The sequence below is a fragment of the Blastococcus mobilis genome (assembly GCF_900188025.1).
GTDB classification, from domain to species: domain Bacteria; phylum Actinomycetota; class Actinomycetes; order Mycobacteriales; family Geodermatophilaceae; genus Blastococcus_B; species Blastococcus_B mobilis.
The window spans coordinates 45,646-68,892 of the sequence record NZ_FZNO01000024.1; the positions used below are offsets into that span (position 1 = coordinate 45,646).

Sequence of the window (23,247 nt, forward strand, 5' to 3'; positions counted from 1 at the left end):
GCCTGGGCCGAGCGGGGTCGGCGACCACGGGTGTTGACCCTGCACAACGCTCCGGAAATGGTCGTCCCATCCGCGACCGTAGGTGGACGCGTCGGGCTTGACTGCCGCAGCAGTGCGGGGTCACGCAGGGGAGATACCTCGTTGAACGGTGGCACGTCGGCCGCATCACCGGGCACGACGGTGATGCCCGGGAGTTCCGCGTCACCGTGCCGTCGGCCCGAGCAACCAACGCCCGCCCCGCAGACGCAGTCCATCGCGGACGGAGGCACCTCCGTCGAGCGCCCTTCGCGCTGGTCGTGGTGCCGCCGGCTGTTCCTGGTCCTCGTCTTCCTCGTCAGCCTCTGGGCGTCGCTGACTGCTGTGGCCCACGCGGCCCCGAACGAGTCGAACGACAGGCCAGGCCCATCCGCACCGCCACTCTCCGGTCCGATGTCCGACGTGACCGGTCAGGCCCCCCACGGTCCGCCGGCGTCACCGGCGGGCAAGTCCCCGACGAAACCACCACGGGCAGAAGCCCCGCTCATCGACCTGCCCGCACCCAAGACCGACCGATCGGGCGCCACCGCGCCACCGGTAGCAGCACCGGCCGCGGCCACGCCACCCGCCGTCGACTCCGCCAAGCCCCCGGCCACGCCACCCACCGTCGACTCCGCCAAGCCCCCGGCCACGCCAGCCCGCGTCGACTCCACCAAGCCCCCGAACACGCCCAAGACCGACCGCCCGGTCGCCACCGCGCAGAAGGTCGGCGCTCCCAGCGACCCGACACCGCCCAAGCCCGGCCGCCGGGGCGCCTCCTCGGAGCTGCCGGCGACCACCCCGGCCCCGGTCTCGCCGTCCCGCGTCGACTCCGCCGGCCCCCCGAACACGCCCAAGACCGACCGCCCGGTCGCCACCGCGCAGAAGGTCGGCGCTGGCAGCGACCCGACACCGCCCAAGCCCGGCCGCCGGGGCGCCTCCTCGGAGCTGCCGGCGACCACCCCGGCCCCGGTCTCGCCGTCCCGCGTCGACTCCACCAAGCCCCCGAACACGCCCAAGACCGACCGCCCGGTCGCCACCGCGCAGAAGGTCGGCGCTCGCAGCGACCCGACACCGCCCAAGCCCGGCCGCCGGGGCGCCTCCTCGGAGCTGCCGGCGACCACCCCGGCCCCGGTCACCCATCTCGGCGCCACGCGTGTCACCGGCGGCGGCGCTGCCCCACCCACAAGGATCGGCACCGCTGTTGCGGTCGAGCGCCGACACGGTCACGCCCGCACCGCTCCGCTCCCGGTCCCGATGCCGGTCCCGGTCGCGGTCCCGACCCCGGTCCGGGTCCCGTCGGTCGGATCGCAGTCCGCTGCAACTGGAGCCGGTGGCGGGCCCGTCGCTGACACGGCCTCGACCAGGACCGCGACGGCGACGACCCCCAGCACAGCACCACCCTCCGGACTTCTGCTGCCCCCCGTCGGAACGACGCCGACGGAAGCGGCAGGCCCACGGGCGGTTCCGCCGGCCGCGCCGTCCATCCCCTGCCTCGGCGTGATCTCGAATGCCGTCGACCAGTGGACTTCCACCACGGGGCAGGCAGCCGCGGTCACTCGGTACGTCGAGTCCGGCAGCCTCGGCGGACGGACGAGCTCTCAGGTGCGCGTCGCCACGACGCTCGCTGTGACAACCCCGGTGGCACTGTCGGCGCCGTCCTCCGAGGAACTGCCGCTCCGCGCGCCCCCTCCCCTGCCTCCGGCCGCCCCTGCCGCCCTGGCTGCGCCGCCGGCGCCGACCGCGCCGACCGCGCCGTGTTCCGGCAGCAGCTCGGCGTCAGGAACCCATTACGGCCACCATTCCGGTACCGCACTCGCGGTCCTCAGCGGGGATGCCGGGGCCCTGCGCGCCCAGGCATCCACCCGCTCCTCCGACCCCGGTCGTCCGGTCGTCGGCCGACCGGACGACCCGCACACTCGCCCCGGCTGAGCAGGGCGCGCATCGCCACGACGGCGCGCCCATCCGGATCGCCGTGACGTTTCGAACGATGTCTGGAGCCCGGCTCAGGCCGGTCACTCCTTCAGGGATCCCGCGCATCCCCTCAGCACTTCACTTCGCGCTTGCGAACAAGCGCACAGACGGTCAAGGGCAAGTCAGGTGAGACACGCCATGCACGCTCCATCCAACCCCTCCAACCCCGAAACCACAGTCCCTGCGTGGAACAGCACGGCGCGCAGGCAACAGGACGCGGCTGCGTCCCGTGATCGCATCGCCGTCATCGGCTACGGCTACTGGGGCTCGAAGCACGTCCGCGTCCTGAGCAGCACCCCCGGCGTCGACGTCACCATCGTCGACGGCCAGTCGGCGCGCCTCGTGGAGGCGGCAGCCCACTACCCCTCGGCGAGGCTGGCGTCCCATCTTGGTGACGTCCTCGACGACATCGACGCGGTGGTGGTCGCTACGCCACCCGGCAGCCACGCGCCCATCGCACACCGGGCGCTCGAGGCCGGCAAGCACGTGCTGGTGGAGAAGCCGCTGGCCACGTCCGTGCAGGACGCGGAGCGTCTGGTGAAGGCCGCCGCCCAGCACGGACGGCACCTCATGGTCGGCCACACCTTCGAGTACAACGCCGCGGTGTGGAAGCTCCGGGAGCTCGTACGGTCCGGGGCACTGGGGCGGATCCTCTACGTCGACACGTCGCGGTTGAGTCTCGGCCGGTACCAGAGCGACGTGAACGTGATCTGGGATCTCGCCCCGCACGACATCTCGATCGTCTCGTACATCCTCGACGAGATGCCGGCCTGCGCCACCGTGTGGGCGCACAGCCACATCAGCAGGCAGCATGCCGACGTCGCGTACCTCCGCCTGGACTTCCCTCGGTCACAGACCCGGGCCTACGTCCACGTCAGCTGGCTGACGCCCAACAAGGTCCGGCAGGTCACCGTCGTCGGTGAGCAGAAGATGGCCGTCTACGACGACCTGTCGGACAACGAACGGATCCGCGTCTACGACATCGGTGTCGACGTCCAGGAGATCGACGATCCGGCGGAAGCCCATGCGTTGCCCGTGTCCTACCGCACCGGCGACATCGTCTCCCCGTACATCCCGTTCCAGGAGCCGCTCCTGGTTCAGGATCAGCACTTCATCGACTGCATCCGGACGGGGGCTCGGCCCGACACTTCCGGCGAGCGTGGCCTCGAAGTGGTCCGGGTGCTTGCTGCGACGGACGAGATGACCCAGGTCGCGGGCGAGGACGTGCGTGCCGGAGCGGGCGCGTCCACGGACCAGCCCAGCACCGGATCGGCCCCGGAGGGACCGTCACGAGACGGCCACCGCCCCCGTTCGACACGGATCGCGTCGTGACCGACGCGTCGATCCCGTTCCTCGACGTCCAGGGGATCACCCAACTCGTGCGCGAGGACCTGGACCTGCGCTGGAAGGGCGTGCTCACTCACGGCCGCTTCATCGGCGGTCCGGAGGTCGAGACGTTCGAGGCGCGGTTCGCGGAGTACTGCGAGAGCAGGCACTGCGTGGGGGTCGCCAACGGTACGGACGCGCTCGAGCTGGTCCTCGCCGCGCTGGGCATCGGACCGGGCGACGAGGTCATCGTGCCCGCCAACACGTTCGTCGCGACTGTGGAAGCCGTGTGCGCCGTGGGCGCACGACCTCGGTTCGTCGACGTGGAACCGGACACGCTGGAGATCGATACCGACGCGGCCGCAGCTGCCGTAGGCCCCCGGACGGCGGCGGTCATGGCGGTGCACATGTTCGGCCAGATGGCCGACGTCGACCGTCTGGTCCCACTCGCGCAGCGGCATGGGCTGGCGATCGTCGAGGACGCCGCCCAGGCGCACGGGGCGCGATTCGGAGGCCGGAGAGCCGGCAGCGTCGGTGTCGCTGCGGGCTTCAGCTTCTACCCAGGGAAGAATCTCGGAGCGCTGGGTGACGCCGGTGCCGTGGTCTCCAGCGACGAGGCGCTCGTGGCGCGCATCCGGCAGCTGGCGAACCACGGCCGGGCAAGCAGCGGCCGGCACCTGCACGAGCTCCGCGGCCGGAACAGCCGGCTGGACACCCTGCAGGCCGCGGTCCTGGCCGTCAAGCTGCGCAGCCTCGACGCGGACAACGACCGCAGGCGGTGGGCGATGCGGCGCTATCGGGAGCGCCTACCGGCCGGGTGCCTCCCCCTGGCCGAGCATCCGCGGGCCGAACCGGTGCACCACCTGGCCGTCGTACAGGTGGCGGACCGCGCCGCAGCCACCGCGGCCTTGGACGCTGCGGGCATCGGCTGGGGTCTGCACTACCCGGTGCCCTGCCACCGTCAGCCCGCCTTCGTCGAGTTCGCCGACGAGCCTCTCCCGACCACCGAGCTGGCCGCGCAGCGCATCCTCTCCCTGCCGATGTCCCCGACCCTGACCGTGGCCCAGATCGGCCGTGTGTGCCAGGTCCTCGACCAGGCGACGGGGCCCGACCGCCGGCCTCCCTGAACCCGATGCGCCGCCGCTCCCGCGCACGTGGAACCCTTGTCATCCGCCGTGGGCGAGGTTCAGATGCGGCTGGCTCGAGTGCCGCGGACGGGGCGGAGGATCCGGCGGGCCACTCCGCGGATCCGACCCCGCACCCGCGGCGGCGCGTGCAGACAGCGATCAGGCAACCCCAGTTGCTGGAGTGCCCGCCGGCTGGAGTCCACGTCGTAGTGCAGCCGGATGAACTCCACACTGACCGTGCTGCTGTCGTACAGCGCAAACCGCGCTCGGGGGCGGCTCTCGCGCTGCCGCGACTGGCCGACGCTCCCCGGATTCAGTAGGCGCGCGGTTCCGGGCAGGGGAAGTCGGCCTTGTGGGCGCAGGGCCCCGTGATCCGCAACCACGCACCACTGCCGGTGGGTGTGCCCCAGGACGAGCGTGTCGCTCCCGGGAGCCTCGAGCGGCATGCGGCGCAACAGTTCTCCTGCCCGCCTCTCGTCGACGACGTACTCCTCGGGGCTGTCCAGGGAGCCGTGAGTCATGAGGATGGGATCCACGTGCAACCGCACAGGGAGCGCCTCGAGGAACGCCCGAACGTCGGCCGAGATCAACGATCGGGTCAGGTCCGCGCTATGGCGAGCGAGCGGCGGGAACCGAGTGGGCGGCAGCCGATCGAGGACGAAGAGGTCATGGTTTCCGGCGACGCACTCCGCGCCGACCGCGACCAGTCGTTCGACACACTCGTTGGGCTGGGGGCCATAACCCACGAGATCCCCGGCGACCAGCAGCCGCTCCGCCCCGTGGTCCTCGAGCCATCGCAGGGCCGCCTGCAGTGCGGCGTGGTTGGCGTGCACATCCGACAGCAGGCCGATCCGCATCAGCTCGTCCGTCGGGATCGCCGCTGCCGGCTCCCAGATGCCCGCCTCGGGGACGCGCCGGCCGTCAGGGCGTCACGCTTCCGGATCCCGAGGGCCATCAGCACGGGCCGTGTGGGAGAACCGCCTGTGTCATGCGACGAGCTCCGTCGGCCAGTGGTCGGGAGATGCTCGCGGATCCATGCACCGCACGCCGCGAGCAGCGGCAACGGATCGTTCCATGCCCAGAAGGCCTTCGCGTCGCATCGGGCCGCCCAGATCAACCAGCGCAGCATCGGGACACCCGCCCGCCGCGCCGCGAGGACGTCCTTGGGGTGGACCCAGGTTGCAGCGGTCGCACGCTCCGTCGGGCTGCTCACCCATCGACCACCAGTGAGGTCGGCGTACACCATCGCGGGGATGTTGACTCCCACCCTGGCTCCCAGGTGATGCCAGAGACTGAAGCGCGCGTTGATCTCCAGCAGGTACAGCTTCCCTCGGGCTGAGCGCTTGAAGTCGAACTTGGCCACCCCGCGCAGCCCGATGAGGGTGACCAGCTCCCGGCCGAGATCCCTGACGTCCGTGGCCGCGGTGAGGGTCAACGCCGTGGAGTGCCCGAACTCGGCCGGCATCGTCCGGATCTTGCGGCCGGTGAACTCCGCGCGGACCGAGCCCCGGCCATCCACGTACACGTGGTAGCTCTCGATCGCGGACTCCGGGCCGGGCACGCACTCCTGGACGACGAACCGCTGCTCCGATGCCCGGAACGTCTGAGCAAGGGCTCTCAGCTCAGCGAGATCGTCGACGCGGAGCGCCTTGGCCGGCTCCGCGGACGCCCAGGTCGTGCTGCGCAGAGCCGGCTTCACGATCAGCGGAAAGAGGTGTGCGTCGTAGTAGGCATCCGCGAAAGCCTGGGCCGACTCGACGACACGGGTGGCGGGCACCGGAAGCGACAGCCGCGCGCTCAGGCTGCTGAAGCGCTGCTTGTCCGACACGTCCTCCACAAGATCCGGCGATGCCACGGCGAAGCGGAAGGTCGGTTCGAGCCGGGTCCGGAAGCGGGAGGTGAACATCACCGCCTGGTCCGAACAGAAGAACAGCACCGGCGGCTCGCTCTGTCGACGGCCGAACTCGAGGAGGCGTTCGAGCAACTGCTCGCCGCATTCCTCGATGGGAAGCCCCCAGTCCCAGTCGAAGATCGTGGTTGCGTACCGCGAGTACCGCGCTTCGTCATGACGGGGCGCGACCACCGCGGAGGGCACGCCGGCGAGCGCCAGCGCGCGGACGATCTCCACGCAGCCGGATCCGATCACGACAGCTGGCGCGTGCCCGGAATCGGGCTCCCGGACGGCCGGGGCCGGGCGTCGTTCCGCAGTGAACCCGTCGAAGACTCCTACGTGCCCCTCCGAGTCGGTACTCGGTGCTGGCTGCATGAAGTGCTTCCTCACCACTGGCTGATCCCGCGGACGGAGTTCAGTGTGCCTCGGATTGATCAGCTCTGACGTGCTCACGGCTGCGGTTCGACGGTTTGTCCGCCGGCGACCACGGCCACGGCCACCTGCAGGTCGTTCGGTAGGCGCGCGAGCGCCGGCAGGCTCAGGCCCGTCTCTCCGAGTGGCCGGCCTCAGGTGATCGTGAACGGCAGGACGTCGGCGCCTACCACCGTGCGGCGGTCGTGGCTCGTGCCGGCTCAGCTTCCACGGATCGCCGTGGGCGGGGCCCCCGCAGCCGAGCTCCACTGCAGCCACGGCTTGGTCCGCTCGTACTCGAGCACATCGTCGGTGTAGAAGTACCACGTCGACTCGTCCGGGTCGCCGGAGTAGTGGACGCCGATGCAGGCCTCCAGGTTGCCCCGCAGCTCCGGGTACCACATGACCCCGTCGTAGCAGGCACGGCGCAGCCCCATTGCCCAGTCGGCATTGAAGGCCGTCGAAGCCGACGAGTTGGGGTGTCCGCCCCACACCTCTCTCTTCATCTGGAACAGACCGTGCGACTGTCCGCCGTCGCCAGCGGCAGCCTGGTCCCAGGCCGACTCGACGACGGCTTGAGCCCGGTTCACGTCAGTGGGGAACCCCCACTTGCAGGACGCCCACTGGATGATTTCGTCGGTGGTGCCGGTGAAGCTCCCGTCGACGCGCCCCCGGTAATCGGGGCCGTCGGCTGCGGCGGTGGTCCAAGAGCTCATGCCGTAGGGGGCGGGGCCGGCAGGGGGGGTCGCATTGGCGGTGGCATTCTCCGGCCTGGGCTCCCACGCGTCGCGCTGCACGCGTGTGGCGCACTCCTCACCCGAGGGCAGGGCGCTGCCCGGCGGCAGGAGGGGGAAGACGCCGCCGACGGCCTGGTCGGCCGTCTTCTGCGCAGCTGCCTCCACCAGAGAAGGGATGGACACCGGTGGCGCGGTGGACGTCGACGTGGACTCAGGACTGGGGGCCGATGTGGCGAACGTGCCGGCCAGAAGGAGGAGCAAGGCGAGGCCGGCTACCCAGAAGGTAGGGAGGGACTGTGCGGGGGCGCTGTGCCGGGTCACGACGCGCGCCGGTTGGGGGTGAGCACGGCCAGCAAGGTAACGAGCGGATAACGGATCGTCAACTGACGGAAAGCGCTCTCGTGCGGAAGTGACACCCTCACCGGCCCGGCGGTCCGCACCAGACGGACGTCGGGCGCCCATGTCGCCTCCGACGGCCGGCCAGGGCGCCGTCGTCCCGGTGCGATGGGGGATGAGGCCAGGCCGCCACGACTCCCCCGGCTATCCAGCACGAGCACGGCACGACCGGACGACCCGACGGGACGCCGACGGCGCCGATCCGGGTTGACGGTCGCTCGTCCGCGGACCAATGTTCCACGACAGAGCCAGGGAACTCGGCACGGCGACGTCAATCAACCCTGGCCCGGTGCTGAGACGTGCGCCTCCTCGCACGCCAGCGGTGCCACGTCCCACGCGGAGGACCAGTTGGGGTCTCGGCAGGCAGCAGAGCGCGTGGCCGTCGTCTGCCAGTCCCACCACCGATGGACTCGTGGGCACCCCTCCGCTCCCCGGCCCGGAACCCATGGACGTTAGTCAGCCGGTGGAGGACGGGACGCCGGCATGGGACGAGGTGGCCCGTCGGGGAATGGACCTCGTCGGCGCTGCCCTGCTCTTACTGCTCACGGCACCGCTGTCCTTGATCCTTGCCGTCTGGATCCGGCTGGACACCCCCGGCCCGGCACTCTTCCGCCAGCAACGGGTCGGCCAGGGGCGACGGCCATTCACGCTCTACAAGTTCCGCACCATGCGCGTCGGCGCGGACGATGCGGCACATCGCGCGCTGATCGCGGCGGAGTTGCGCGGCGAGGACACGCGCCGTCGTGGCAGCACGAAGATCGACGACGATGCCCGGATCACACGCGCCGGGCGTTTCCTGCGCAGGACGAGCTGCGACGAGCTGCCGCAGCTGCTGAACGTCGTCCGCGGTGACATGTCCCTGGTCGGGCCGCGGCCGTGCTTGCCGTGGGAGGCCGACATGTTCCCGGCGAAGTACGCCGAGCGGTTCACCGTCCGACCCGGGCTGACGGGGCTCTGGCAAGTGCGAGGCCGGAGTGTCCTGGGAACGCTGGACATGCTCGAGCTGGATCTGGAGTACGTGCGCACTCGACGGCTGGGCACCGACCTGGCGATCGTCATGGCCACGATCCCGGCCCTCCTCCGCGGGGACGGTGCCCGATGAGCCTGCCGCAGCTGTCCGCCTCCGGCGTGCCTGTCGAGGGGAGCCGCCGTCCGTGACCGCGGTCCAGCGCGTCGATCCGCGTACCCATCCGCTGTGGCAGGAGCTGGCGAGCGGACCCGGCGGCAGTCTCTTCACGTCTCCGCCGTGGATCACGGCCGTCAGCGACATGTACGACTTCACGCCGTCGGGGCGTGTCCTGGTCGATGGCCTCGGGCGCCCACGAGCCGGGTTCGCCTGGACCGACGTGGACGATCTGCGTGGCCTGCGGCGCCTGGCCCTGCCCTTCTCCGACCGGGCCGACCCCATCGCCGCCGACCTGGCGTCGTGGCAGGCCGTCGCCGCCGACGCGCTGGCAGGAGGCGTCCCCCTGACCCTGCGGTGCCTGGACACCTCACCGGCCGCCCACGACCCGCGGCTCGATCACACCGGCGAAGCGGCGTGGCACGCGACGCCGCTGACCTGTCCGCTGCACGAGCTGCGCGCACGGTTCCGCCCGCAGACCCGGCGGAACATCGCGACGGCCGAGCGGGCCGGCGTCGACGTGGTCGTCAGTGCCGAGTGGGAGGCGGTGCGGGAGTACCACCGGCTCCACGTGGAGCTGCGCAAGCGCAAGTACCGGCTGCTCGCCCAGCCCCGCGAGTTCTTCGATCGCATCTGGAAGGCCTTCGCCCCGGCAGACGGGATCCGTACCGCCCTCGCCATCGTCGATGGCCGGCCGGTCGCCGGCGCGCTGTACCTGGTCTGGCAGGACACCGTCTACTACAAGTTCGGTGCGTCACAAGCGGAGTACCTGCCGCTGCGACCGAACGACGCAATCCACTGGCACGTGATCCAGTGGGCCCACGGGCGGGGGATCCGGATGCTCGACTGGGGGCTGTCCGACCTCGACCAGCCCGGGTTGTGCAGGTACAAGCTCGGATGGGCCGGCGTCGAGGGCCGGATCCGCACACTCAACGCCGGAGGGCAGCCCCTCGGCCGCCGGACCGACGTGGAGGAGACCCTCGCGGCGATCACCGACCTTCTCACCGACCCGTCCGTGCCGCATGTGGTGACCGAGCGCGCCGGGGCCGCCCTCTACCGGTTCTTCTGCTGACCATGGGACCGCAGTCATCCGGCAGCACGCCACGACGGGAGCCACTGTGAGCGGCCCGCACACCCCCACGACGAGCTCCATGTCGGTCGTGGTCTGCACGACCCCGAACGAGTCCACGCTCGGTGAGTGGGACAACCTGGTCTGCTCGAATCCGCTCGCCGACGTCGCGCAACTATCGGCATGGACCCGCATCCGCGGGCTCGTCGGATACGGCGCGATGTACATCCTCGTCGTCCACGGCAAGCGGTTGGTGGGCGGCGCGCAGATCATGGTGCGCCGCATTCCCGGGATCGGCACCCTGGGCTACGTCCCGTACGGCCCGGTCGTATCGCACGCCACCGAGGATCCGGACTCAGTGCACGACATGATCGCGAGCGCGCTCGCGCAGTTGAGCCGCCGTCGATTCCGCATGCTGGCTGTGCAACCGCCCGAAGGGGCCGAACGCGCCTCGGAGGCGCTGCTCGCGCATGGTTTCCGGGACTCCGACGCGGATGTCGCCCCGGCGGCATCACTGCGCGTCGACCTCCGCTTCGACGAGGACCACTTGCGCCGCGCCCTCAGTAAGCGGCTGCGGACCTGGACGAACGCATGGGAGGAACGAGGGGTGATTGTTCGTCGCGGGAATGAGCAGGACCTGCCGACCCTCGCCGAATTGCTCGCCGAGACAGCCGAGCACCAGGGTTTCACACCCTTCGACATCGAGTACCTGCGCGCCATGTACCGGGAGCTGGCCCCGGCGGGACACCTCGTCGTGTTCGTCGGCGAGGTCCGCGGCCGTCCGGTGGCGATGACCGTGTTCACTGCCTGCGGCACCGTCTTGAAGGTTCGCCTGCTCGGCCTGGACCGCTCCGACGAGGGGCGGCGGCTCAACGTGCCTGCCGCGGTGTACTGGAACGCCATGAAGTGGGCCAAGGCGAGCGGCTACCACTGGTTCGACCTGGGCGGGGTGCTCCCGGCGTCGGTGCCCGCGCTGCTGTCCGGAGGCAAGGGGGATCTCGATGCGCTTTCCGGCCCCGACCGGTACAAGACCCGCTTCGGTGGCCGGGTCTTCCGTTACCCGCCGCCCGTGGAGCTGATCCCCAACCCGATCGTGAGGGCCGGATACGACATGGCGCGCCAGACGGCCGCCGGACGCCATCTCGTCGCCTGGGCGAAGCGGAGGTGCCGCGCCGGCAATCGCGTGCGCCCCCGCTCGATCGGCCGGACCGTCAGGCGGGGAATCGCTCGTGGAGCGTCCCAATGATCGGCTACGTGTTCGAGAAGGTCGTGAAGCCACCGTACGTGCGAGCGCGGCGCTTCGTGGGGAACGCCCTCTTCGACCGCCGATATCACGTCGAGACCGACGGCGAGGTCAGCATCGCCGAACTCGGCCTGTCCGATCCCCGGTCGGTTCGGTACCAGCCGGCCGGCGTCATGAGGCTGCGCCGGATCCTGCCCCCTCGGGAGGTGTCCGAGGACGACGTGTTCATCGACTTCGGTTCCGGCAAGGGGCGTGCCGTGCTGCAGGCGGCCCTGCACTACCCGTTCCGGCGGGTCTACGGCGTCGAGCTCTCCGAGCGCATGCACGAGATTGCCCAGCGCAACGTCGAGACGTGCCGGAACCGGCTGCGCTGTCGTGACGTGCGGCTGATCCGTGCGGACGCGGCCACCTTCGACATTCCCGACGAGGTGACGGTGGCCCTGTTCAACAACCCGTTCGTGGGCGGGCTGTTCGAGGCTGTCGTCGCCCGGCTGCTGGAGTCCGTGGACCGCCATCCGCGCCGGTTGCGGATCGTCTACGGCAACCCGGTGGAGGAGGATGCACTCCTTCGCACCGGCCGGGTGCGGCCGGTGCGGACGCTGCGCGGCTGGCGCCCCGAGAAGGAATGGGCGCGGTCGAATGCCTTCCGGTTGTACGAGGTGACCCGATGATCCGCACTCCGGCTCGGCGACCTCCGTTGACGCCCCACAGCCGCCCAGCGCCCCGTGGCTTGAGCTGGCCGTTCCCCTGCGGAGCGCACCGCCCGGTGCTGGTGGTGACCGACCCGCAGGCAATCCGGGTCTGTGGCGTACTCCGGGGTGGCGAGCCGTGATGGCCGAGGCGCCGCAGCCGGGCCCGGACCGGATCCCGGCCGCGGCGACGTCCACCGAGGCCAGGACCGACGGTGGTGGGGAACCCGGACAGGAACCGTCGGCCGGAAGGCACGCCGCCTCCGGACACCACCTGACCAGGGCACAGTGGCTACGACTCGCACTGTTGGCCATGGTGATCACGCTCCTGGGCGGGATCGTGGGTTATGTCGGCTCGTCGCTGTTGCCCGAGCAGTACGCGGCACGTGCGGAGCTGCACTACAACCTGGCAGAGGCAAAACCGAACGAGTTGCTGCGCGAGGACCGCACCTTGAACACCCAGCTGGTGGTGCTCCGCAGCCGCACGATCCTCGGGCCGGTGGCGTCGATGAACGGTCTGACCGCCGAGGAACTGGGTAGCAAGGTGACCGCGCTCGTCGTCGAAGGCAGCGAGATCATCCAGGTCGAGGTGCGGGACTCCTCCAGCGCGCGCAGCCAGCAGCTGCTGGAGGACATCACGGCCCGCTATCTCGCCCGGGCGAACACGACCGAGGAGAGCCCCGACCGCGAGTCCGTGGAATCGCAGCTTCGCGAGGTACGGGACAGCCTGAGCACACCTGGCCTGTCAACAGAACGAGCGGAGGTCCTGGCTCTGCGGGAGGCGTCGCTTCTCGGTCAGCTGGAAGGATTCCGGCTCGCCGAGCAAGACCCGGTCAACCTGCTGACGCCTCCGTACTCCGTCTCGGAGCCGGTCAGCCCACGGCCACGGTTCGCGGCAGCGACCGGAGCCCTCACCGCGTTGCTGCTCGCCGCCGCGGCGGTCGCGCTGCTGGCGCGGCGGTGGATGGGGAGCGCAAGGACGACGGATCCGGTGACGTCGCCGGCGCCCCCAGAAGCTGTTCCGCGGCGCGGGAGGGGCGGAGCGAGGGGCGCGTCGGTGGCTGCGCCCGTTGCTGCCGACCGTACGGCATCGCTGTGACGGCGCGAGCGACCGCCGGAGTCGACGACCTGCAGCCGTCCCGGCAGGCCCCGGGCCGCCGCACTGCCACCTTGGCCCTGGCGGCTGCCGCGATGGCTGGTCTGCTCGCCGCACTGGCCGGGCCGGTGATCGCGCTGCTCGCCGCGGCGCTCGGGCTGCTGGCGTTCACGGCATGGCGTCCGGTCACCGCGACCTACGTCTACCTCGGCACGCTTCCCTTCATCGCCGGGATCCAACGGGGCACGCTGATACCGCTGGTCCGTCCGAACGAAGCGCTGCTGGTCCTGCTGATCGCCGGCGCGTGCGCCGGCGGATACGCCCGGTTCCTCACCGGCCGTCCGCTCGCGCTGCGACTGCATCCGCTGGACCTGCCACTGGCGACGTTCGCCGTGTTGGCCACGCTGTGGCCGATCGTCTCGCTGATGCTCCGTGGCGCCACCCCGACGGGGACGGAACTCGTCGCGGTGTTCCCGATGGTGAAGCTCGTCGGGCTCATTCTCCTGGTCCGCGCGACCGTGCGCACGGCCTCTCAGCTTCGGCGCTGCGTCCGTCTCGTCATCTGGACCGCAGGCGCCCTCGCCGGTATCGCCGTCCTGCAGACGTTGGGGGTGCCTCCTGTGCTGTCCTTCCTGGGCACCTGGTGGGGGATCGACCCAGGACTCCCGGAATCGAGCGCCCGTGGCTCGGCGACGCTGGGGCATTCGATCGCCACCGGCGACTACATCGTCATCGGCCTCGGCCTGCTCATCTCGGCTGCCGTCCGCGGCCTCATCGGGCGCAAGGAGGGGCTTCTCCTCGGTTTCGTCCTGGCGACCGGGGTGCTTGCCTCCGGCCAGTTCTCCACGTGGTTGGCAGCGCTCGTGGCCGGCGGAATCGTCCTGCACCGGATCCCGCAGGCGCGGCGCCGGGCCACCCGTGTCGTCCCGGTCGCCGCCTTGGCCCTCGTCGTCGGCGCACCGGCTGTTCTCAGCCGGTTGCAAGGGATCGGCGGGGAACTGGGGGTGCCGCAGAGCTGGCTCGTCCGCTGGGACAACGTGACCTATCTGTACCTGCCGCCGCTCTTCGAGGATCGTGGGTTCGTCATCGGCGTCTCTCCGGACTCGGTACTCACGGCTCCGGACATCTGGCGGGACGTCATCTGGATCGAGTCGGGATACCTGCAGTTCTTGTGGATGGGCGGACTCCCCCTCTTGGCCGGCTTCGTCTGGCTCTCGGTCGCCGTGCTCCGCCACGCGCGTGCACTCTCGCGTCGACCCGATGCCCTCGGCGCCTGCGGCTCCTGTCTCGAGATCGCCTGGGGTGTGCTGATCGTCGTCTCGGCCTTCGACCCGCACATCTTCCTGCGCGGTACGGGAGACATCCTGTTCGCCCTCGTCGCGCTGACCACCGGCAGACTCCTCGACGACGGGAGGGTGCGCGGGCCGACTACACCGCGCGCGGGCTCCGGCAACTACTCATCGCACGATCACCGGACCCGCGGGTCCCTCTTGGCTGCCGGCTCCTCGCCGGTGACGGAGCGCTGAGCCGGCGTCGGCGACCCCGCCGTGGTCACGCCCAGCGAGCGCTCGGGCATGCGAGCAGGAACCGGTCGACGCGGATTCTGGACCCGACGCACCATGCGCATGTACATGTGCCAGGCGATCTTCCAGAGCACCAGGAATGCGTAGTCCGGATTCTCGCGCAGCACCTGGCCCAGCGCGAGGAAGTCACGGCGTCGGACCAACTCGAAGATCTGCTGCTTGGCGATGGATGCGCGCGACTGACGATGATGGCGCCGCAGAGCAGACGTGACGTTCCGGTCAGCGTTGACGGCCGGGTCCGAGAGGATCGCCATCGAGCTGACGAGGTGCTGACGGACGACCGCGTCCGGACTCAGTGTCAGCGAATTGGCGTGCCTCAGGTAGAGGTAGTAGCCGTCCGGGAGCTGTCTCCAGCGAGCTCCCGCGGCGAGGATTCGGAAGTAGAGGTAGTAGTCCTCGGTGACACGAAGGTTGGTGTCGTACCACATCTCGTGCGCTGTGAGGAAGTCACGTCGCATGATCGGCTTCAGGAGCCCGAGGTCGTAACGGATGAATTCAGCCAAGGTGAGCCAGTACGGTCGCCGACGCCGGAGACCGACCCATCCGCACAGACTCCAGTAATCCACGGCAGTGGTACCGGTGCGTGACTCATTGATGAAGAGAAGGTCATCACAGACGACGTCAGCGCCATTCGCGGCTGCCAGCAGCGCTTCCAGCCTCTGCGGAAGCCATGTGTCGTCCGCATCGAGCAGGGCGATCCATTCGCCTGACGCAAGCGCAATGGCTCGATTTCGACTGGCCGAGACGCCGCTGTTCTCGCCATTCCTCAGCGCTCGGACCCGCCTGTCCTCCTCGGCGATGCGGAGCGCTACGCCGGAGGTTGCGTCGGCCGACCCGTCGTCGACGACGATCACTTCGAGGTCGCGGTGGGTCTGGGCGAGCGCGGAGCGGACTGCCCGCTCGAGGAATTCCTCCGCGTTGTACGCCGGGATGATCACACTCACCTTGGCCACTTGCCGAGCGTAGCGCCGACTGCACCGGCTGGGTGCTGGCATGATGGCGCCCGCACTATCGCCATCGCACCACCGAGTCGCCTGAATCCGGCCCTCCCCTCGTACACGGGGGTGGTCGGGCACGGTGGACCGACGAACAGTGGAGTCGTCGGCGTGCGTCCGCCGATTCGGGACCTCACCAACCTGCACGCTGTGCCATCCTGAGGGCCCCTCAGCGCTCCATCACCTCTCGTCCGCTCCGTCCGCTCGACGCCAACGTCCTGCGCTGGCCGAAGCGCAGGAGGTTGAAGTGACCGTCGACAACGGCGAACGACGCAGTCTCATCCTCGTCCCCGCGTGGCCGGGGCAGCCCAGTTCCGAGGAACTCATGCGATCGGCTCTCGCGGGAGAGCGACCGCGAACCGACTACGTGGAGTTGGCCCAGGCCATCAACGGCGACGTGATGGACATGGCGTACCTCAATGACCGGGCGACCTGGATCGCTCGCGCGATCACGGCGCGCGGCCGCACAGTCCCTGCCCAGGTCACCGAGGCGTTCTTGCGCCGTCGGCAGTACCAGAACATCGTGGCGAGAGCCGACCGACTCGGTCTTCCGTTGGCGGGAATGTTCAAGGCGGCGCGGTCCCGTCGCGACCTCGTGCTGATCTCCGTGTGGCTGTCCCCGCGGAAGAAGGCTGCGTTCCTGCAGCCGTTGCGGGTTGACTCGCACCTCAAGGCGATCGTCGCCTACAGCAGCGTGCAGATGGAGTACGCAGCCGAACATCTCGGCGTTCCGCGAGCCAAGCTGCACCACGTCCGCATGCAGGCTGATGAGCGCTTCTGGCGCCATGACGGCCGGCCGTCGGAAAATCTCATCTGCGCGGTCGGCGCCGAAGCCCGGGACTACGCCACGCTGCTGGAGGCCGTCCGAGGCCTTGACGTGCAGGTCGAGATCGCGGTCGGCAGCAGTGTGTTGCGCAGCGGGAACGCGGCCCTCGACCTCGGCCCCACGGTCCGTCCCATTCTCGCCTCCGACCTGCCACCGAACGTCCGGCTCCGACAGCAGCTCGACCATCGTGAGCTCCGGGAGTTGTACGCACGAGCCCGGCTCGTGGTCGTGCCTCTCAGGGACGTCGACTTCGATGCGGGGGGCACGGTGATCAGCGAGGCGATGATGATGGGCAAGCCGGTCGTCCTGACGCAGATACGTGGGCAGGCCGACTTCATCCGCGATGGAGAAACCGGACTGTACGTACCCCCCGCCGATCCGGGGGCCCTTCGCGTAGCCCTCGAGCGCCTCCTCACCAATCCCGAAGAAGCCGAGCGGATGGGGGGAGCGGCCAAGCGGTTCGCCGAGACCCATTTGACACTGGACGGATGGGTGGCGGCCGTCGCCGAGGTCATCCGTGCGCCCGCCGACTCAGCGTAACGGTGCTTGTAGCCGGCGCGCGCGTGTTGCGCATCAACGCCTCCTGGCAGGCGACGATGGGGTGGACGTCGGCATGATCGCGACTCGCAGCGCCGACATCCCGACCGACTCACCTGCGAAGGGGCAGGTGCCGAGGCTGGGTGGTGAGCCGTGACGCCTGCTCCGGAACCGGAGGGTTTCCGAGAAAAGGTCCTACGAGGAGGCCGCTACCTCGTCCTGCGTCAAGCGCTGGGGCTCGCCATCGGAGTGGGCGGCGTGCTCCTCCTGACTCGGCTGATCGGGCCCGCCAACTACGGCCTCTACGCGGGCGGACTGGCAATCGTCACGTTCGTTTCGGACGTTGCCAGGCTCGGGGTCGAGGTGCACCTGGTGCGCAGGGAGCAGGAGCCCGACCGATTCGTCTACTCCCAGGCAGTCACCTTGCTCCTGCTCGTCGGAGTAGCGGTGGCCGGCCTCTCGGTCCTCGCTCAACCGCTGCTGCGCCAGTGGTTCGAGGACCAACGGTTCATCCCTCCCTTACAAGCGCTGTTTCTCGCGGTCCCGCTGGTGCTGGTCTACCAACCGGCTTTCGCCGCACTGGAGCGCGAACTCGACTTTCGCAAGGTCGCGTTCCTGGAACTGGCCGGCCAGCTCATCTTCTATGCGGCAGCGATCTCACTCGCTCTTCTCACAGGGAGCGTCTGGAGCGCGGTTGTCGGCTTCTGGCTGTGGCAGACCTGGCTGGTCGTGGGGAGCTTCTGGGCGGCCCGTCTTCGGCCGACGCTCGCATGGTCCCCCGTACTGGTGCGAGAGATGGTGCGGTACGGGCTGAGCTATTCGGCGGCCAACTGGATCTGGAGCGCTCGACTCCTGGTGAACCCGCTCATAGTAGGGCGGTATCTCGGGCCCGAGAGCGTCGCATACGTGAGCCTGGCCATGCGTCTGGTCGACGTTCTCTCCTTCGTCCGAGCGGCGACCTGGCGCTTGTCGATCGCTGCACTCGCCAAGGTGCAGGGCGACCTCGTCCGGCTCCGCCGGGTCATGGATGAGGCGACGATGTTGCAGGCGCTGGGCGTCGCCCCCTTCCTCTGCGTGGGCGCCGCCGGGGTCTTGGCGCTCCCCGCTCTGCTGGGCGAATCGTGGCATCCGGTGATCGAGATCTTCCCTTTCATCGCCCTGGGCTCCCTCGCGAACGCCGTGTTCAGCATGCACTCGTCCGTCCTGTACGTGCTCAAGCGCAACCGCGACGTCGCCGTCTTCCATCTCGCCCACGTCGGGCTCCTCGCCGGGGGCGCCCTGCTCTTCGTGCCGGTGATCGGACTGATCGGGTACGGCCTCGCAGAGCTGGTGGCGATGGCCTCCTACGTCGTCATTCACCGGCAGGTCGCGAAGATATTCCCCGTCCGGTACCGCACCAGCGCGCCCTGGTTCTTCGCGCTCGCTCCCCCCATCTTCGTCGCGTTGGTGCCGCTTCCGTACGCGCCGTTGCTGTTCGTGCCGGCCGTTGTCCTACTGTCCCTCTCTCGCTACCGGAGAGTCGTGGCTCACTACGTGCGGCACTTGCGACCGCGGGCTGCCGAGGGGTGAAAGGGCCACGCTGGCGAGACGAGCTCCATTCAGCTCGGGCCCACGGTGCCCATCGCCGGTGCGCGGAGATGACGTCACGGCGCACTCGGCGCCCGGCAACACACGTCGATACCCCGTGGCAGCGGCGCGGTCAGTAGCCCAGGTCTTCTGCGTGGGCGACCTCGCGGTCGTACGAGTACCCATCATCCCGCTTCCAGTAGTGGTGGGCCTCGTACCTCACATTGTCGGCCGGGTCCTCGATCCACGCCTGAGGATGTTGTCGAGACCACTCGCCGGCGTGCGAGTACTGATAACCGGCCACCATGATGAGGGTGTCGTCCCCGCCCGCCCGGATGGCGGTGACCGCGGCCTGCGAAGCCTCCTCCCACACCTGCGCGGGGGATCTGTCGCCGACCGCGGGCAGGATCGATGGCTCGTTCATGAGGCCGTAGCCGATGACGCCAGGCTCCTCGCGGAAGGCGTCGCTCAGGCGGCGCCACAGGTCAGCGAAGTCGCCCTGGCCCAGCTCGTCCGAACCTATGGCCCTGCGCACCCCGCGGGTTCCCTCGGCGAGGTGATAGGCGCCGTAGTTGTGCACGTCCAAGATGACCTCGAGACCGGCAGTGTGCGCCCGGCTGACAGCCCCTCGTAGACGGCTGAGCTCGTCGTCATCGAGCGCCTCGCCGAGTGCCGGTTGGATTCGCTCCCACCGGAAGGGCAGGCGCACCGTGTCGATCCCCTGTGAGGCGAGGTAGTCGAAGGATCCCTGACTGTCGTACAGATAGTCAGTGCCGTACTCGCCAGGATTCTGGTTGGAGAACTCAGTCACCTCTTCCGTGCTCCCAGGGGCGCCGAACTCGCCCCCGCTGACGTTCACCCCCCGCGGCTCGTCACCTTCTCGGGCATACCGGGCCAGGAGTTCCCCCGTCGGCGTGGTGGCCGCAAGCGGTCCACCTTCCGTTCCGGGTACGAAGACGGAATAGACGTAGTCCGCACCCCACCATTCCCCCGACGACCACACATCCACCCACAATGCTGCTTCGTCGGCCTCCTGGAACCAGAGCTCGGCCAGCTGGATCCACCGGTCGACGTCCCCGTCGTTGGGTATCCCGACCTCGCCGACGTAGCCCTCGACACGATTGCGGGCAAGCCAATCGGTGAACACATCGAGCTCCGACAGGACGCGGCGTTGAAGAGCATCGTCTGCGGCCTGCGACTCCTCTGTCGGGGCCGGCCGGGGCGGACTGTCGTCCGCGGGATCGCGGACGCTGAACAAGAGCACGGTGGCTCCGACCAGCGCCACCGCCAGCGTCAGCGCCGCGAGCACGGCCGGCAAGGACGCGTTGCGAGAGGGAGAACCCGGGCTGTCATCCCGGTCGCGGGGGCGTCGAACCCTTGTGTCGCTGATCACACCACCGTACTCCGTCCGCCGAAGTGGCCGCCGACGATGAGCCCGCCGGCGGCGTGGCGTGCGATGGCGGTCCGCCGGGATCCTCCCCGGACCGCCAGGCGCAGTTCGAGGTCGCCCCCCAGGATGCCCGCGTACGCGGAGACGTGGGCCATGCTGTGGGGAGCGGCCCCTGTCACAGGTCATCGCTACGCTGGGGAGCCGCCCGCGGGCACGCACGCACCATGTCCATGGCCGGGCTGGAGGCGCGATGACGACTCTGCTTGTGGCCTCGACCGGCGGCCACCTGAACGAGCTGGTCGCGCTCGCTCCGCGCATCGTTCCGCGGGATGACGACATCCTCTGGGTCACCCAGAACACCCTGCAGAGCAGCTCCCTCCTCGGTGACCAACGGACTCTCTTCGTGCCCGACCTCGGGTCCCGGGACCTCCCGGGGACGGCGGTGATGGCCCTGCGGGCCTGGCGGATCCTGCGAAAGTACCGACCCGAGCGCGTCCTCAGCACTGGCTCGGGCATCGCCGTGGCCTTCTTGCCGACGGCTCGCACGTTGGGCATCCCATGCCACTACATCGAGTCCGGAACACGCGTGACCGGGCCGTCGGTGACCGGTCGCATTCTTCGTCGCATCCCCGGCGTCCACCGCTACACCCAGCATGCGCAATGGGCGTCACCCCATTGGTCCTATGCCGGGTCGATCCTCGACGGCTTCCAGCACGTGGCCATGGACACGCCGCCCCGCGTGCGCCGCGTCGTCGTGACACTGGGCAGCTGGCGGCAGCCCTTCCGCCGGCTGATCGAGCAATTGATCCCCCTCCTGCCCGACGGAGTCGAGGTGCAATGGCAGACCGGCCATACCGACGTCAGCGGTCTGGTGGATCGACCCACGCCGTGGCTGTCGGCAGCGGATCTGCGCTCGGCCGTCAGAAGGGCCGACCTGGTCGTCACGCACGCCGGAATGGGGGCTGTGCTGGACGCCCTCGAGGCCGGCCGCTGTCCCGTGGTGGTGCCGCGCGAGCGGGAGCACGGTGAGCAGATCGACAACCACCAAGTCGAGTTGGCCGCCGAGCTAGGGCGACGGGGGTTGGCCGTGGTCCGCGAGCCGGACGCGCTCACGACAACAGCCTTGCTGGAGGCCGCGAGTCGGCGCATCATCCGAACCCGCAATCCCCGTCCGTTCGTCCTCGCCGAGCCATAGGACCGCCAGCACCTCCGCGTCCCAGCCGTGCGTGTCCATTCTCGGATGCCCACGCGGCAGCGATACGTCCTGAAGAGCTGGTCGGCGATATCACCGGGTCGGCGCAGAGCTCCACTTCCTGGACCCTGACGACGGCAAGCGGTGTGGCCGGCCAGGTCTGCGGCCAGCAGGAGGGACGCCGCGTCAGTGACGGCGCGCCACGAGCGAGGCTCGGCGGCGCTCAGCCGGCGCGGCGGCCGAGTGCCCGGTAGGTCCAGCCCGCGGCGGTCCAGGCCTCCCGGTCGAGGGCATTGCGCCCGTCCAGCACCCGCTTCTGGTTGACCACGCTGCCGAAGGCGACCGGGTCCAGCTCCCGGTACTGCTTCCACTCGGTCAGCACCAGGACGGCGTCGGCCCGCTCGGCGGCCTCCTCGGCGGTGGCGGCGTAGTCCAGCTGGGGCCACAGCCGGCGGCTGTTGTCCACCGCGGCCGGGTCGGTGACCCGCACGACGGCGCCCTGCAGCTGCAGCTGGGCGGCGACGTTGAGCGCCGGGGAATCCCGGATGTCGTCGCTGTCGGGCTTGAACGCAGCACCCAGGACGGCCACCCGCTTGCCCAGCAGGGAGCCGTCGCAGACCTCGCGGGCCAGCTCCACCATCCGGATCCGCCGGCGCATGTTGATGTTGTCGACCTCCTTGAGGAAGGTCAGCGCCTGGTCCGCGCCGAGCTCCCCGGCCCGGGCCATGAACGCCCGGATGTCCTTGGGCAGGCACCCGCCGCCGAAGCCCAGCCCGGCGTTGAGGAACTTGCGGCCGATCCGGTCGTCGTAACCGATCGCGTCGGCCAGCAGCTTCACGTCGGCACCGGTCGCCTCGCACAGCTCGGCCATCGCGTTGATGAAGGAAATCTTGGTGGCCAGGAACGAGTTCGCCGCCGTCTTCACCATCTCCGCGGTGGCGTAGTCGCTCTCGACCTTCGGGGTGCCCCGCTCCACGATCGTCGCGTACACCTCGTCGAGCAGCGCGCGGGCGGTGTCGCCGTCCGGACCGGCCGGGAGGCCGTAGACCAGCCGGTCGGGGTGCAGCGTGTCCTGCACGGCGAAGCCCTCCCGGAGGAACTCCGGGTTCCAGGCGAGCAGGGCACCGGGGACCTTGGACGCGACGAGCTCCGCCAGGGCGGCCGCCGTCCCGACGGGAACCGTGGACTTGCCGACGACCAGGTCGCCCGGCGCGAGCACGCCCAGCAGCGACTCCACGGCGCCCTGCACGTAGCGCATGTCGGCGGCGTACTCGCCGCGCTTCTGCGGGGTGCCCACGCAGACGAAGTGCACCGCGGAGCCGGCGGCAGCGGCGAAGTCGGTGGAGAACCGCAGCCGCCCCGTCGCCAGGGTGCGGGCCAGCAGCTCGTCGAAGCCCGGCTCGTAGAACGGCGCCTTGGCCTGGGACAGCGCGTCGATCTTGGGCCCGTCCACGTCGATGCCGACGACGTCGTGCCCGAGCTCCGCCATCGACGCTGCGTGCACGGCCCCGAGATAGCCGCAGCCGATGACCGAGATCCTCAATGCCCTGCTCCCATCCGAAGGCAGGAGGGCGCGCGCTGACCGCCCCCGCTGATCGGACGGTAGAGGGTCAGCGGCCGGGGATGCCACCTCGGTGCCGGTGACCGACTCGTTGGGGGCGGCGTGACGCTCGTCTCGTCAGTGCGCCCGCGGAGCAGCTCGACCAGGGACGGGCCCGTCGTCCCGGTGCGTTCCACCTGCGTCGGATCGGTCCGGCTCGCCGATCGGGCAGAAGGCGCGCGGGCCGGCCTGGTCGAGCCGGACTTCGTGCCCGATCATGGGGCGGTCAGCGGCCGAGACCCGGTAGGGGCTTGCCGCAGCACCAGGGACACCGAGCGGAGGAGGGTCGGGATGAGCCTCCCCGCTGCACGGCCACCGCTCCCCCGGCGACTGCTGCGCGCAGCGGCGTCGACCCTGCCCGCGCCCCACCTGCACTGGTTCCGCTGGGACGGGGAGGATCCTGCCGGCACGGGTTCCCTCTACCGCTGCCGGTGTGGCGTGGTCCGGCCAGGCTTCTGAGA

General features: G+C 70.0%; 20 protein-coding genes. 13 read left to right on the forward strand and 7 right to left on the reverse strand.

Annotation, left to right across the window (positions count from 1 at the left end; genetic code table 11):
• Nucleotides 1-429: 429 nt before the first annotated feature.
• From CHB94_RS24620 to CHB94_RS18960, 3 genes are all read left to right on the forward strand, one after another.
• A complete protein-coding gene (locus tag CHB94_RS24620; protein WP_141137556.1) occupies nucleotides 430-1,947 on the forward strand; it encodes a hypothetical protein in 1,518 nt (505 codons plus the stop codon).
• A 180-nt stretch (nucleotides 1,948-2,127) separates the two neighbouring features.
• Complete coding sequence (locus CHB94_RS18955; RefSeq protein WP_089338122.1) at nucleotides 2,128-3,321, forward strand: Gfo/Idh/MocA family protein; 1,194 nt, start codon at nucleotides 2,128-2,130, stop codon at nucleotides 3,319-3,321.
• Complete coding sequence (locus tag CHB94_RS18960; protein WP_089338123.1) at nucleotides 3,318-4,442, forward strand: DegT/DnrJ/EryC1/StrS family aminotransferase; 1,125 nt, start codon at nucleotides 3,318-3,320, stop codon at nucleotides 4,440-4,442. The genes CHB94_RS18955 and CHB94_RS18960 overlap by 4 nt, the downstream gene beginning before the upstream one ends.
• A 59-nt stretch (nucleotides 4,443-4,501) precedes the next feature.
• Here the strand turns inward: CHB94_RS18960 and CHB94_RS18965 are convergent, their stop codons facing one another.
• The 3 genes from CHB94_RS18965 to CHB94_RS18975 form a co-directional block, all read right to left on the reverse strand.
• The gene (locus tag CHB94_RS18965; protein WP_089338124.1) at nucleotides 4,502-5,299 is read right to left on the reverse strand and encodes a metallophosphoesterase family protein; all 798 of its coding nucleotides are present in this window, start codon (nucleotides 5,297-5,299) and stop codon (nucleotides 4,502-4,504) included.
• Nucleotides 5,299-6,570: a carboxylate--amine ligase gene (locus CHB94_RS18970; protein WP_141137557.1), complete on the reverse strand. Its 1,272-nt coding sequence runs from the start codon at nucleotides 6,568-6,570 to the stop codon at nucleotides 5,299-5,301. Before CHB94_RS18970 ends, CHB94_RS18965 begins: the two co-directional genes overlap by 1 nt.
• A 395-nt stretch (nucleotides 6,571-6,965) precedes the next feature.
• Nucleotides 6,966-7,664 carry a hypothetical protein gene (locus CHB94_RS18975; RefSeq protein WP_141137558.1) on the reverse strand — a complete coding sequence of 233 codons (699 nt, stop codon included), beginning with the start codon at nucleotides 7,662-7,664 and terminating at the stop codon, nucleotides 6,966-6,968.
• 658 nt (nucleotides 7,665-8,322) lie between these two features.
• Here CHB94_RS18975 and CHB94_RS18980 point away from each other — a divergent pair.
• The 6 genes from CHB94_RS18980 to CHB94_RS19005 all read left to right on the forward strand — a co-directional run bounded on the left by CHB94_RS18980 (nucleotide 8,323) and on the right by CHB94_RS19005 (nucleotide 14,623).
• A complete protein-coding gene (locus CHB94_RS18980; protein WP_089338127.1) occupies nucleotides 8,323-8,979 on the forward strand; it encodes a sugar transferase in 657 nt (218 codons plus the stop codon).
• A gap of 52 nt (nucleotides 8,980-9,031) precedes the next feature.
• Nucleotides 9,032-10,072 carry a lipid II:glycine glycyltransferase FemX gene (locus CHB94_RS18985; protein WP_089338128.1) on the forward strand — a complete coding sequence of 347 codons (1,041 nt, stop codon included), beginning with the start codon at nucleotides 9,032-9,034 and terminating at the stop codon, nucleotides 10,070-10,072.
• Nucleotides 10,073-10,151: 79 nt separating this feature from the next.
• Nucleotides 10,152-11,315, forward strand: a complete 1,164-nt coding sequence (locus tag CHB94_RS18990; protein WP_089338129.1) for a lipid II:glycine glycyltransferase FemX — start codon at nucleotides 10,152-10,154, stop codon at nucleotides 11,313-11,315.
• Entirely contained in the window at nucleotides 11,312-11,983 is a 672-nt protein-coding gene (locus CHB94_RS18995; RefSeq protein WP_089338130.1) for a methyltransferase domain-containing protein, read from the forward strand. Before CHB94_RS18990 ends, CHB94_RS18995 begins: the two co-directional genes overlap by 4 nt.
• Nucleotides 11,984-12,314: 331 nt before the next feature.
• A complete protein-coding gene (locus CHB94_RS19000) occupies nucleotides 12,315-13,100 on the forward strand; it encodes a YveK family protein (RefSeq protein ID WP_141137559.1) in 786 nt (261 codons plus the stop codon).
• Nucleotides 13,097-14,623 (forward strand): O-antigen ligase family protein, encoded by a 1,527-nt coding sequence (locus tag CHB94_RS19005; RefSeq protein ID WP_176445641.1) that lies wholly within the window; start codon nucleotides 13,097-13,099, stop codon nucleotides 14,621-14,623. The genes CHB94_RS19000 and CHB94_RS19005 overlap by 4 nt, the downstream gene beginning before the upstream one ends.
• Here the strand turns inward: CHB94_RS19005 and CHB94_RS19010 are convergent.
• The gene (locus CHB94_RS19010) at nucleotides 14,566-15,633 is read right to left on the reverse strand and encodes a glycosyltransferase family 2 protein (protein ID WP_176445642.1); all 1,068 of its coding nucleotides are present in this window, start codon (nucleotides 15,631-15,633) and stop codon (nucleotides 14,566-14,568) included. The genes CHB94_RS19005 and CHB94_RS19010 overlap by 58 nt on opposite strands.
• A gap of 289 nt (nucleotides 15,634-15,922) precedes the next feature.
• On the opposite strand from CHB94_RS19010, the gene CHB94_RS19015 reads away from it, so the two are divergent.
• Together CHB94_RS19015 and CHB94_RS19020 are read left to right on the forward strand one after the other, a co-directional pair.
• A complete protein-coding gene (locus tag CHB94_RS19015) occupies nucleotides 15,923-17,041 on the forward strand; it encodes a glycosyltransferase family 4 protein (protein WP_089338133.1) in 1,119 nt (372 codons plus the stop codon).
• 150 nt (nucleotides 17,042-17,191) lie between these two features.
• Nucleotides 17,192-18,607, forward strand: coding sequence for an oligosaccharide flippase family protein (locus tag CHB94_RS19020; RefSeq protein ID WP_089338134.1), 1,416 nt, complete (start codon nucleotides 17,192-17,194; stop codon nucleotides 18,605-18,607).
• A gap of 130 nt (nucleotides 18,608-18,737) precedes the next feature.
• Here CHB94_RS19020 and CHB94_RS25350 read toward each other — a convergent pair whose 3' ends face one another.
• Together CHB94_RS25350 and CHB94_RS25355 are read right to left on the reverse strand one after the other, a co-directional pair.
• Nucleotides 18,738-19,913 (reverse strand): glycoside hydrolase family 5 protein, encoded by a 1,176-nt coding sequence (locus CHB94_RS25350; protein ID WP_176445643.1) that lies wholly within the window; start codon nucleotides 19,911-19,913, stop codon nucleotides 18,738-18,740.
• 80 nt (nucleotides 19,914-19,993) lie between these two features.
• Nucleotides 19,994-20,149 (reverse strand): hypothetical protein, encoded by a 156-nt coding sequence (locus tag CHB94_RS25355; protein ID WP_176445644.1) that lies wholly within the window; start codon nucleotides 20,147-20,149, stop codon nucleotides 19,994-19,996.
• Between the two features lie 95 nt (nucleotides 20,150-20,244).
• Here CHB94_RS25355 and CHB94_RS19030 point away from each other — a divergent pair, with 95 nt between their 5' ends.
• Entirely contained in the window at nucleotides 20,245-21,189 is a 945-nt protein-coding gene (locus CHB94_RS19030) for a glycosyltransferase (RefSeq protein ID WP_089338135.1), read from the forward strand.
• A 220-nt stretch (nucleotides 21,190-21,409) separates the two neighbouring features.
• On the opposite strand, the gene CHB94_RS19035 is transcribed toward CHB94_RS19030, so the two are convergent.
• Entirely contained in the window at nucleotides 21,410-22,729 is a 1,320-nt protein-coding gene (locus tag CHB94_RS19035) for a UDP-glucose dehydrogenase family protein (RefSeq protein WP_089338136.1), read from the reverse strand.
• A gap of 348 nt (nucleotides 22,730-23,077) precedes the next feature.
• Between CHB94_RS19035 and CHB94_RS25360 the strand changes: the two genes are divergently transcribed.
• Nucleotides 23,078-23,245 (forward strand): hypothetical protein, encoded by a 168-nt coding sequence (locus CHB94_RS25360; protein ID WP_176445633.1) that lies wholly within the window; start codon nucleotides 23,078-23,080, stop codon nucleotides 23,243-23,245.
• Nucleotides 23,246-23,247: the final 2 nt, after the last annotated feature.

What these genes read in the sequence shown, in the direction of transcription:
- CHB94_RS24620 (WP_141137556.1), top strand. Translation starts at nt 430, where the DNA reads ATGTCCGACGTGACCGGTCAGGCCCCCCACGGTCCGCCGGCGTCACCG.
- CHB94_RS18955 (WP_089338122.1), top strand. Translation starts at nt 2,128, where the DNA reads ATGCACGCTCCATCCAACCCCTCCAACCCCGAAACCACAGTCCCTGCG.
- CHB94_RS18965 (WP_089338124.1), bottom strand. Translation starts at nt 5,299, where the DNA reads ATGCGGATCGGCCTGCTGTCGGATGTGCACGCCAACCACGCCGCACTG.
- CHB94_RS18980 (WP_089338127.1), top strand. Translation starts at nt 8,323, where the DNA reads ATGGACGTTAGTCAGCCGGTGGAGGACGGGACGCCGGCATGGGACGAG.
- CHB94_RS18990 (WP_089338129.1), top strand. Translation starts at nt 10,152, where the DNA reads ATGTCGGTCGTGGTCTGCACGACCCCGAACGAGTCCACGCTCGGTGAG.
- CHB94_RS18995 (WP_089338130.1), top strand. Translation starts at nt 11,312, where the DNA reads ATGATCGGCTACGTGTTCGAGAAGGTCGTGAAGCCACCGTACGTGCGA.
- CHB94_RS19000 (WP_141137559.1), top strand. Translation starts at nt 12,315, where the DNA reads ATGGTGATCACGCTCCTGGGCGGGATCGTGGGTTATGTCGGCTCGTCG.
- CHB94_RS25355 (WP_176445644.1), bottom strand. Translation starts at nt 20,149, where the DNA reads ATGGCCCACGTCTCCGCGTACGCGGGCATCCTGGGGGGCGACCTCGAA.
- CHB94_RS19030 (WP_089338135.1), top strand. Translation starts at nt 20,245, where the DNA reads ATGACGACTCTGCTTGTGGCCTCGACCGGCGGCCACCTGAACGAGCTG.
- CHB94_RS25360 (WP_176445633.1), top strand. Translation starts at nt 23,078, where the DNA reads ATGAGCCTCCCCGCTGCACGGCCACCGCTCCCCCGGCGACTGCTGCGC.